General features: G+C 61.9%; 11 protein-coding genes. 6 read left to right on the top strand and 5 right to left on the bottom strand.

Annotated features, from left to right (window positions below):
• Positions 1-323: 323 nt before the first annotated feature.
• Together M2427_RS20680 and M2427_RS20675 are read right to left on the bottom strand one after the other, a co-directional pair.
• Positions 324-944 carry a GNAT family N-acetyltransferase gene (locus M2427_RS20680; RefSeq protein WP_280708438.1) on the bottom strand — a complete coding sequence of 207 codons (621 nt, stop codon included), beginning with the start codon at positions 942-944 and terminating at the stop codon, positions 324-326.
• A 73-nt stretch (positions 945-1,017) separates the two neighbouring features.
• Entirely contained in the window at positions 1,018-1,431 is a 414-nt protein-coding gene (locus tag M2427_RS20675; protein WP_280708436.1) for a cupin domain-containing protein, read from the bottom strand.
• A 114-nt stretch (positions 1,432-1,545) separates the two neighbouring features.
• On the opposite strand from M2427_RS20675, the gene M2427_RS20670 reads away from it, so the two are divergent.
• The 6 genes from M2427_RS20670 to M2427_RS20645 all read left to right on the top strand — a co-directional run bounded on the left by M2427_RS20670 (position 1,546) and on the right by M2427_RS20645 (position 7,830).
• Positions 1,546-2,139, top strand: coding sequence for an XRE family transcriptional regulator (locus M2427_RS20670; protein WP_280708435.1), 594 nt, complete (start codon positions 1,546-1,548; stop codon positions 2,137-2,139).
• Complete coding sequence (locus M2427_RS20665) at positions 2,048-3,523, top strand: helix-turn-helix domain-containing protein (protein WP_348521936.1); 1,476 nt, start codon at positions 2,048-2,050, stop codon at positions 3,521-3,523. The genes M2427_RS20670 and M2427_RS20665 overlap by 92 nt, the downstream gene beginning before the upstream one ends.
• A 301-nt stretch (positions 3,524-3,824) precedes the next feature.
• Positions 3,825-4,760: an efflux RND transporter periplasmic adaptor subunit gene (locus M2427_RS20660; protein WP_280708547.1), complete on the top strand. Its 936-nt coding sequence runs from the start codon at positions 3,825-3,827 to the stop codon at positions 4,758-4,760.
• A gap of 19 nt (positions 4,761-4,779) precedes the next feature.
• Positions 4,780-5,481 (top strand): ABC transporter ATP-binding protein, encoded by a 702-nt coding sequence (locus M2427_RS20655; protein ID WP_280708434.1) that lies wholly within the window; start codon positions 4,780-4,782, stop codon positions 5,479-5,481.
• Positions 5,478-6,638: an FtsX-like permease family protein gene (locus M2427_RS20650; protein WP_280708433.1), complete on the top strand. Its 1,161-nt coding sequence runs from the start codon at positions 5,478-5,480 to the stop codon at positions 6,636-6,638. The genes M2427_RS20655 and M2427_RS20650 overlap by 4 nt, the downstream gene beginning before the upstream one ends.
• A gap of 4 nt (positions 6,639-6,642) precedes the next feature.
• The gene (locus M2427_RS20645) at positions 6,643-7,830 is read left to right on the top strand and encodes an ABC transporter permease (RefSeq protein ID WP_280708432.1); all 1,188 of its coding nucleotides are present in this window, start codon (positions 6,643-6,645) and stop codon (positions 7,828-7,830) included.
• A 179-nt stretch (positions 7,831-8,009) separates the two neighbouring features.
• Here the strand turns inward: M2427_RS20645 and M2427_RS20640 are convergent, their stop codons facing one another.
• From M2427_RS20640 to M2427_RS20630, 3 genes are all read right to left on the bottom strand, one after another.
• A complete protein-coding gene (locus M2427_RS20640) occupies positions 8,010-8,798 on the bottom strand; it encodes a molybdopterin-dependent oxidoreductase (RefSeq protein ID WP_280708430.1) in 789 nt (262 codons plus the stop codon).
• Positions 8,799-8,813: 15 nt separating this feature from the next.
• Positions 8,814-9,449: a cytochrome b/b6 domain-containing protein gene (locus tag M2427_RS20635; protein ID WP_280708429.1), complete on the bottom strand. Its 636-nt coding sequence runs from the start codon at positions 9,447-9,449 to the stop codon at positions 8,814-8,816.
• A gap of 70 nt (positions 9,450-9,519) precedes the next feature.
• A complete protein-coding gene (locus tag M2427_RS20630; protein ID WP_280708427.1) occupies positions 9,520-10,068 on the bottom strand; it encodes a fasciclin domain-containing protein in 549 nt (182 codons plus the stop codon).
• Positions 10,069-10,121 lie beyond the last annotated feature (53 nt).

The raw sequence follows: 10,121 nt of genomic DNA, 5'->3' as shown, positions 1-10,121 counted from the left end.
ACGCCAGAGTTTGTAGAGGCGCGTATCAAACGCTGGTTTGATCGCACCCAATTCATGGTGGCCGCCAACGGCGAGCCCTCTCCGCGTATTGTTAGACTATCGTCGAAGACGTCTTGGCCGGTCAATCTGAATAAGTTTTCGTTGCTTGGGAATATTTCGGCAAAAAAATGATAGGGGAGCTCCCGAGGCGGCGACTCCGGTTGGTCGGCGATTGCCAACGAAATTTGAAGTAGTTTCAATAATGTACAAGTTCGCATCTTTGTATTGACTGGGCACCACGCTTCGCTTTTCCACGCTCGGGCACGATCTCGTACGAAGCACTCTCAAGAGCGGCCCATCCAGATGGTTCCGCTCGGACAGTCATCCGCCAGTTGCAACTGTTCGAAGCCCATCTTTGACCAGAACCGAGCAGCTCGCCCGTTCGCGCGGTTGACGCCGACATGCATCGCCTTGATGCCCAGCCGTGATGCGCGGGCCACCCACTCCGAGAAGAGCAAGACTCCAGCTCCGCGTCCCTGAAGCCTCGAGGACAAGTTCAGATGCAAGTGTGCTGGAAAGGCTTCAACGACCTGTTTGGGAGGTTGTTCTGGATGATGAATCGCAAATGCCCGGCGCTGATCGGCCGACCATTGGGCTGACGGTATGGTGCTTGGGTCGTCGTACTCTCGACGAAGCTGCGGCCACCATTCGGCCTCGAGCCTGTCGTGCCATCTTTCGGTGTCGGACGTGCCAACGACGAAACCGGCGACTCCCACATCATCTTCAACAACGAGCGCCAGGCGTGCTTCAAGAGCGGCGTAGGGCGCAGAGTAGATGTGACCGATCAGCTTGCCGTCCTGATAGAGGTGCGAGGCATCGCCGCCGTTGTGGCCGGTAGCAAGAGAAATCGCATAGACAGCTTCAAGATCGACTGACCTGAATTGTCTGATTTTGAGTGCTCGCATTCGATGATCATTCGGGAGCGAATTCAGTGTTCAAACGCTGCAGTGCCGCCGGCAAGCCCCTGGATGGAGGCCGTCAATAAACCGTCTCCGGTTGCACCAAAGGCTCGATATCGAGGTCGATGCGAATTCCCGAGCTGTCGCTGCGCACGACGACGAAATGCACGGGCTGACCGGGGTCGAGATTGATTTCTTGATGGGGCACGTTCGGAGCAAAATAGACAAAATCGCCAGAGCCGACGTCCGCTGTGAACTCCAACTGTTCGCCCCACCGGATCTGGCTCCGGCCCTTGCTGACATAGACCGCGACCTCGTGCGTTCCGTGGTGATGCGCGCCGGTTCGTCCATTTGGCGGCAGGGTTACGGTTCCCATCCAGATCCTTGCACCGCCCCTACCCGCAAACTCAAATGCTGTCGCCCGGCCCTTTCCGGAAGTCGTGGCTGCGCGCACCACCCTCACCCCGTCATGTCGCCAATCTTCGATAGCCATGGTCGACTCCAGTTTTGTCCACGAAAGCGAATGCATGTACTCTATCGTGCACAGCTGGACTGTCCACTATAAAGATTGGAATTCGCAAATTTGTCCTCTATAGATGACAATATTTTGACCCAGATCGCTCAGGCCATTCGCAGACGGCGGGAGGAATTGAGCCTGACGGTGCGCGCGCTTGCGAGCAGGAGCGGGGTTTCCTCTTCGATGATCTCGGATGTGGAGCGCGCCGCCAAATCGCCGACGATTTCGACGCTTGCCGCGCTTTCCGAAGCGCTCGAGATGCCGCTTTCGATGCTGGTCGAGAGCCGGCAGCCGGCCCGACTGCGCGTCGTCAAAGCCGTAGAGCGGCAGTGGCTCGTCGAATCGGGCACCGGCGCAAAGTGCGATCGCTTCATGCCTACCGTTGCCGGCAGCGAAATCGAGTTCTTGCGCTATGTGGTGCCACCAAGAACCTTGGCGGGACCATTTCCTGCTCACGCGCCGGGCACGATAGAGCACGTTTATCTGGTGTCGGGTGCGCTTCGCATAACCCTCGGCAACGATGTCGCAGACCTCCAGGCAGGCGATAGCTGCTCGTGCTACGCCGATTTGCCGCACGGTTTTGACAATCGTGATGGCAAAACGCCGGCCGAACTCATTATCGTCGTCGAACCGCCCCGTGCATCGATGTCGGATCGGGCAAGGCGCCACGAGAGAGGCCAATGACGACGACCTCGTGCGTAGGGCTCCTATTTCCGCGGGTCGCTCGCGTCATTGTGGCGGTTGGCGAAGACGGGCTGCCCTGGATCTCGCTTCGATTGCGCCGCTGGTTTGCTACCGGACGCCCATCCGATTATCCTCCAGGTTGCAACGTCTGCGCTTAAGTTGCCGAACGGCTCTTCGAGCAACATTCCGTCGGCATGTGCAACGTCTTGGCTTTCGCCGGCGGGGATTCGTTCGACACATGGACATCATGTTGGCCACCGCACTTGACCTCGGCCTGCGCGGCGCAGTTGCGGGCCTCTTCCTGATGATCGCGGTCGTTATCTTGAGGCGTGTTCGCCCGCTGGATGCGATCAGATGGCTCAGCGTCGCCATGGCTGTCTCAGGCGCACTCTACGCGATCGTGACGGCACCATTCGTGCCGAAGGCAACGGTCTGGTGGATCATGCCGGTCCTGGCCGCCAACCCGGTCCTCGTATGGTTATGGGCGCGGGCGAGTTTCGATGACGATTTCGTGGTTCGGCGCTGGCATGGCGTGCTGTGGCTGGCTGTCGTCGGCGTCTGGTTCTCGGTGATCTACACATCGACGACATGGCCGATGTTCGCCAAGGCGGGCGTTCGATCGATGTCGGTCCTGGCGATTATCCTGTCACTCTCCGCTGCCCTACAGACGGTCAGGACGTGGAAGACCGACCTCGTCGCCGGCCGGCGCCGGCTGCGGTTCGCAGTCCTGATTCTGTCACTGCTCATTGTGGTCTCGCTGTCCGTCCCGGAACTGATGCCGATCTCGGCCAGGAGCTTCGGCATTTCCGGCAGCTTGGCCACCGCCGTCGGCCTGCTGGCTATCGCGGCACTGGCCGGATGGGCTCTATTCCATCCGCCGCCCCCCGCCGTGGTCGCGATCGCAGCGACCGGGTCTGAAAATATGGGTCATGTGGCTTCGACCAAAGCTACCGAGGGCGGTCGCGCCGTCGCGTCGCTTCTGTTGCGTCGGCTCGACAATTTGATGACGGTCGAACGGATCTATCGGCAGGAAGGCCTCACCATCGGCGGGCTCGCGGCCAAGCTCGATGTGCCGGAATACCGGCTCCGGCAGGCCATCAACGAAGGCCTCGGCTATCGCAACTTCAATGCCTTTCTCAATCGCTACCGCATTGAAGAGGCCAAGGCGGCATTATCCGATCCGAGTCAACGAGATGTCGCGGTGCTGACGATCGCCATGGACTCCGGCTTCCAGTCGATTGGACCGTTCAATCGTGCATTCAAGGCCGAAAGCGGCCTGACGCCGACCGAATTCCGTCGCGAGGCACTTGCCCGGTCGGCAGCCATTGCATTGGAAAACGACGGAAAACTTCAGAATCGGCCAATCCCCGTGAAAATCGGCTAGCCGAATTCTGTATCGGGCGAGAACGAACTCGCGGCGGCCGGTAGATTTCTATGTTGATGGTGGCGTCGGAGCAGGCAAACGTGTGCGCAGGGACGAAATCACCTGGGGTTGTGCCAGCCAATGGCTTTTGTCAGAGACGCAGCATAATATTAGTTACGCCATTCCAGGGGCCTAGAGTCTGATGGATGACAGAACGCGATCGTTACGCTCGCTCGTCATCGAACGGTCCCAACCAGCTGGGCCTTCGTCCCGGCGGCAAAGATGGCGGCTGCCGGCCGTTGCGATACTGGTAGCCTTGCTTGTGCTGGGGGGCGGGGCGGTGCTTTGGCTCGGCGGTTGGTCGCCGTCCGCGCAGGCGCCGGCTGCCGCGATCTCATCCAGCCAGGTCGCACAACAGGAGCATCCGGCCCAACCGGCCGCGCTCAGCGCGGGCAGCCTGATCGCGTCCGGCTACGTCGTAGCGCGTCGCAAGGCCACGGTCGCGGCCGAGGTCACGGGCAAGGTCGTCGAACTCCTGGTCGACGAGGGCATGGTGGTGGAGGCCGGCCAGGTTCTCGCCAGGCTCGACGATGTCCTGGCCGACAAGGACTACGCGCTGGCGCAGGCGCGCGCCGAGGCTTCCGATGCGGCCGTGGCCGCGATTGCGGCCGATTTGGCCGATGCGGAGCGAATCCTCAATCGAACCCAGACGTTGTCGGGGAAGAACTACGCCACTGAGGCCGATCTGACCAAAGCGCAGGCGAGAGCCGGCGTCCTGCGAGCCCAGCTTCGCCAAGCGGAGGCCCAACGCGCGGCGGCCCGACTCGAGGCCCAGCGCTACAGCGAGGTGCTTGGCAAGCATCGGATTCGCGCCCCGTTCACCGGCATCGTGGTCGAGCGCAGCGCGCAACCCGGCGAGATGATCTCGCCGCTGTCGGCCGGCGGCGGTTTCACCCGCACCGGCATCTGCACCATCGTCGACATGGACTCGATCGAGATCGAGGTTGACGTCAACGAAGCCTCGATCGGCCGCCTGCATGCCGGCACCCGCGTCGAAGCCGTTCTCGATGCCTATCCGGACTGGCGCATCCCGGGTGCCGTCATCGCCATCGTGCCGACCGCCAATCGCGAGAAGGCGACCGTCAAGGTCCGTGTCGGCATGGACGTGAAGGACCCGCGCGTTCTGCCGGACATGGCGATCAAGGTGACCTTCCTGGAAGACGCTGCGCCCGCCACCGCGCGGTCCGATCACCCTTAAGCACGCGGGAGCAAGACCGATGTCATCACCAGCCGAGCCGATGATTAGTATCGTCGATCTGTGCAAGCGATTCACCAAGGGGAAGGAAACGATCACCATCTTCGATGGTCTCAACCTCGTCATTCCGCGTGGGGATTTCGTTGCCGTGATGGGACCGTCGGGGTCCGGCAAGACCACCCTGCTCAATCTGCTCGGCGGCATCGATCGGTCCAACGCAGGCGGGATCGAGGTCGCCGGTGAACGCCTCGATCGTCTGTCCGAGACAGAACTTTCGCGCTGGCGGGCATCGCATATCGGCTTCATCTTCCAGTTCTACAACCTGATGCCGATGCTGACCGCGGCGCAGAATGTCGAGCTGCCGCTGTTGCTGACGCGGCTCGGCCGCAACGAGCGGCGCCAGCGGGTCGAGACCGCGCTCGGCGTGGTCGGGCTCGCCGATCGGGTCAAGCACTATCCCAAGGAAATGTCGGGTGGGCAGCAGCAGCGCGTCGCCATCGCGCGCGCGATCGTTTCAGATCCGGCGTTGTTGTTGTGCGACGAGCCGACCGGAGATCTCGATCGCACCACCGCCGACGAGATCCTGTCAATCCTGCAAGTGCTCAACCGCGATCTTGGCAAGACCATCGTGATGGTGACCCACGACCCGGCGGCGGCGCAATACGCCAGGCGATCGCTGCATCTCGACAAGGGCCACTTCATCGAGAAGGAGCTCGCGGCGTGAACGACCTGACCTTGATTCGCAAGAATCTGTTTCGCCGGAAATTGCGGGCCATCCTGATGATGGTGTCGATCCTGATCGCGTTTGCGATTTTCGGCGTGCTGGCGAGCTTCGAGCGCGCCTTCAACGCCGGCCAGGACCGCGCCACGCCCGACCGCCTGGTGGTCACCAACAAGATCAGCTTCACCCAGCCGCTGCCGATTTCCTACTTCAACCGCGTCGCCGCCATCGACGGCGTCGCCCAGATCAATCACTTCAGTTGGTTTGGAGGCTATTATCAGGAGCCAAGGAACTTTCTCGTTGCCTTTGCGGTGGATCCGGAGAACTGGATGAAGCTTCGCGATAGCGACTTCGTGTTCTCGCCCGAGGCACGCGCAGCCTTCATCCGCGAGCGCACCGGCGTTCTGGTCGGGGCGCGCATGATGGAGAAATGGGGCTGGAAGGTCGGCGATCATATTCCGATATCGAGCAACATCTGGTCCCAGAAGAATCGCTCGCATGCCTGGGACTTCATCATCGTTGGCAGCTTCACCGCCCGCATTCCGCAGGCCGACACCAACGTGATGCTGATGGGCTACGATTATTTCAACGAGACACGCTCGTTCGGCAAGGACCTGATCAGCTGGATGTCGCTGCGCACCACCTCGGTGGCCGCGAACGAGCGCGTGAGCAACGCCATCGACGGGATGTTTGCCAATTCTCCCTACGAGACGACGACCGACAGCGAGAAGGCCTTCAACAAGGCGTTCGCCGCCCAGCTCGGCAACATCGCGCTGATCGTCGAACTGGTGGTCGGGGCGGCCTTCGTGACGATCCTGATGATCGTCGGCAACACCATGGTGATGACGGTGCGCGAGCGCACGCGCGAGATCGGCGTGCTGAAGACGCTGGGCTTTTCCGGTGGCCGCATCCTGCGCATGGTGCTCGGCGAATCGATCCTGTTGGCGCTGCTCGGAGGCCTGCCCGGCCTCGGCGTCGCGCTTCTTCTGATCACGAGAGTGCGAGACAGCCTGATGAGCTTCGTTCCGACGCTGTCGCTATACCCCGACATCGGGGCGGCGGCGGTCGGACTGATGGTCGTGTTCGGGATCATCACGGGTCTGGTGCCGGCGCTCAACGCGATGCGCCTCAATATCGTCACCGCGCTGGGACGGAGCTGATCCGATGCGCTCGATTTTCCTGCAGATCCTGGCCGTCACGACCATCAACCTGAAGAGCCTGCCGCAGCGCCTGTGGCTGTCGCTGGCGACGGTGATCGCGGTCGGTCTCGTCGTCACCGTGCTCCTGGCATTCCTCGCCATGGCCAATGGATTCCAGCGCACCATCGCGGACTCCGGCGCGGAGGACATCGCCATTGTGTTGCGCAGCGGCTCGCTGTCGGAAATCAACAGCGTGGTCCTGCGCGACCAGGTTCGGCTGATCGAGGATGGCCCGGGGATCGCCAAGGGCGCGGACGGCAAGCCGCAGACCTCGGGCGAACTCTACCTGACGGTCGATGGGATCAAACGCAGCACCCAGACCAAGGCGAGCCTGCCGCTGCGCGGTCTCGGCCCTCAAGGCCCTGCGCTACGCCGCGGCATCGTCATCACCGCCGGCCGCATGTTCAATCCGGGCAGCAACGAGATCATCGTCGGCAAAGCGCTGGGCAAGGAGTTCGAGGGCTTCGATCTCGGTCAGACGGTGACCTTCAACAGCACGCGATGGATGGTGGTCGGAATCTTCGCCGCCGACGGGAGCGTATTCGAGTCGGAGATCTGGGCCGATCTTCCGGTGGTGCAGAGCCTGTTCAAGCGCACCGGCGCCGTCCAGACCGTACGCGCACGGCTGACCAGCCCAGCGGCGATCGAGGCGCTGCGGGCGTACAGCGACAACGAGCCACGCCTCAAGCTCGACGTAATGTCGGAGGCCGCCTATTTCGCCCAGCAGGCGTCGAATACGTCGGACCTGATTCAGAAGCTCGGCTGGCCGCTGGCGATCGCGATGGCATTTGGCTCGCTGGCGGGCGCGCTCAACACCATGTACTCCTCGGTCGCGGCGCGGGCGACCGAGATCGCGACCTTGCGCGCCATCGGGTTCGGCGGCTTTTCGACCTTCGTCGGCACGCTGGTCGAGTCGTTGATCCTGGCTGCGATCGGCGGCGTGATCGGGGCCGCAGCCACCTATCTGGTCTTTGACGGCTTCACCGCCTCGACCATGGGCGCAAGCTTCAGCCAGGTGGTGTTCAACTTCCAGCTCAGTCCGCGTTTGATCGGCCAGGGCCTGTTGCTCGCGCTCGTGGTCGGCCTGTTCGGCGGACTATTTCCCGCATTCCGAGCCGCGCGCATGCCGATTGTCGCTGGGCTCTACGGCTGATCGTTCCCAACGCTCGAGGCACGCGAACCTGCCCGCGATCATGCAGACGGTCCTTTCGGCGCAAATTGTAGAGCTATTGCAAACATATGCGAGTTCGTAGCTCTAGTCTGAATGGCGCACCATGTTCCCCCCGCTGCAATAAAACTGCAAACATCGGGGCGACAGCCAGCCCACCGGCCCTACAATCCGCTGAACCAGTTGTAGCCATAGGTCTCCCAATAGCCGCCGGTAAAGTCGTTGCCGATCTCGATGCCCGCGACGTGCTTCGGGTTCTTGAAGCCGAGCTTGGTCGGGATCCGCAGTTTCATTGGGTAGCCGTATTGCCGCGGCAGGATCTCGTCGTCGAATTTGAGGGTAAGCTGGGTCTGCGGATGAAGCGCCGTCGGCATGTCAATCGACGTGATATAATTGTCGTTGCAGCGGAAGGTCACGTATTTGGCCGACGTGTCGGCCCCGATGCGCGTGAGGAAATCGCGGAACCGGACGCCAGTCCATTTGCCGATGGCGCTCCAGCCCTCGATGCAGATGTGCCGCGTGATCTGCGTGAATTGCGGCAGTGCATGGAGCCGGTCGAGGCTCCATGGCGTTTTGTCGACCGCCATCCCGGAAATTTCCAGCTTGAAAGTCGATCCGTCGACGTCAGGCGATTTTTCCGGCGAGTTCGGCGTGTAGAACGAGTTGAACGGGAACGGGCGCGTGATTGCGCTTTCCGGATATTCCCTGGCCATGGCGGCGGGATTGAATAGCCAGGCCTGCACGCGATCGTTGAAGTCGGAGACGTTGCCGAGCATGCGCTCGGTCGATAGTCCGTCGACCACGTCGCATCCGGTCAGCAGGGTCAAGCTGCCGAGGCCCGCGATGTTTTTCAGGAATAGCCGGCGGGTCGATAGATCCAGGTGCTTCGAGACGTCCTTGAGGATGTCCCTTCGGTCGGACTCCGACAGTTTTTCGACTTGTCTGCGCTTCATAACGCCTGTCTCCGATCAACGGCCGCGGACCATGGCGAGCAGGCTCGCCGGCACGATCAGCGCCATCGCCACATGAACCACCAGGAAGGCGCTGATCGCCGACATCGCGACGAAGTGGACGACCCGCGCGGCGGCGAAATCGCCGAACAGAGAGGTCAGGACCCCCAATTGCACGGGCTTCCAGATCGCGAGCCCGGACAGTACCGCGACAATTCCGGCAAGGATGACGCCGCCGTAAAGCAGCTTTTGCACCGCGTTGTAGGTCGACAAATCGGCATGTGCGAGCCGGCCCTTCAGTGCGTCGGACAGGTCGGCCAAGAGCGCGCGCGTGCCGATCGGCCACAGCTTGCGGTAAAAGCGGCGCGACAGCACGCCGTAGCCGAGATAGATCAGCCCGTTTAGCATCAGCATCCACATCGCCGCGAAGTGCCATTGGATCGCGCCGCCGAGCCAGCCGCCGAGCGTCAGCGCATCGGGGAAACGAAACGGGAAGATCGGCGAGGCATTGTAGATCTGCCATCCGCTCGTGATCATCGTGATCGTCGCTACGGCGTTGACCCAGTGGGTGATGCGCACGATGCGCGGATGAATGACCTTGCGTCCGGCGTCTTTGAGTTTCGTGTCCGAGGCATATGAAGCGATCAGGCTCATCCCGCACTCCGTTGAATTCAGTCGTCGCCGGCCCGCGCCCGCGGTTGTGTCCCGCGGGCGCGGCTGCGCGTTACGGCATCAGCACGGAATCGACGACGTGGATCACGCCGTTCGACTGGTTGACGTCGGCGATCGTGACGATCGAGGCGCCGCCCTTGGAATCGATGATCTCGATCTTGCCGCCATCGTGCTTCACGGTGAGTTGCTCGCCTTCGACGGTCTTGAGCATCTTGCCGTCGGTGAGGTCGGACGCTTCCAGGCGGCCGGCGACAACGTGGTAGGTCAGGATCTTGGTGAGGGTCGCCTTGTTCTCGGGCTTCACCAGGGTGTCGACGGTACCGGCCGGCAGCTTGCCGAACGCAGTGTTGGTCGGCGCGAATACGGTGAAGGGACCCTTGCCTTCGAGCGTCTCGACGAGACCGGCGGCCTTCACCGCGGCGACCAGCGTGGTGTGATCCTTCGAGTTCACCGCGTTCTGGATGATGTTCTTGGAGGGATACATCGGCGCGCCGCCGACCATCACGGTCTTTTCGTTGGCGTACGCGTTGATCACCGCAATGCTGCTCAGCGAGGTAGCGCCGATCGCGGCCGCAAGAAGAATTTTGCCGAACTTGTTCAAAGTAGTCTCCTGTGTCTGGATTGATGGTTGTAGCGAGATTGGCGTGAGCCGGG

The organism is Bradyrhizobium sp. BR13661, from assembly GCF_029892425.1.
GTDB lineage: Bacteria > Pseudomonadota > Alphaproteobacteria > Rhizobiales > Xanthobacteraceae > Bradyrhizobium.
The sequence above is the reverse complement of the archived record's forward strand: the minus strand, read 5'-3'. Positions and strand labels throughout refer to the sequence as shown.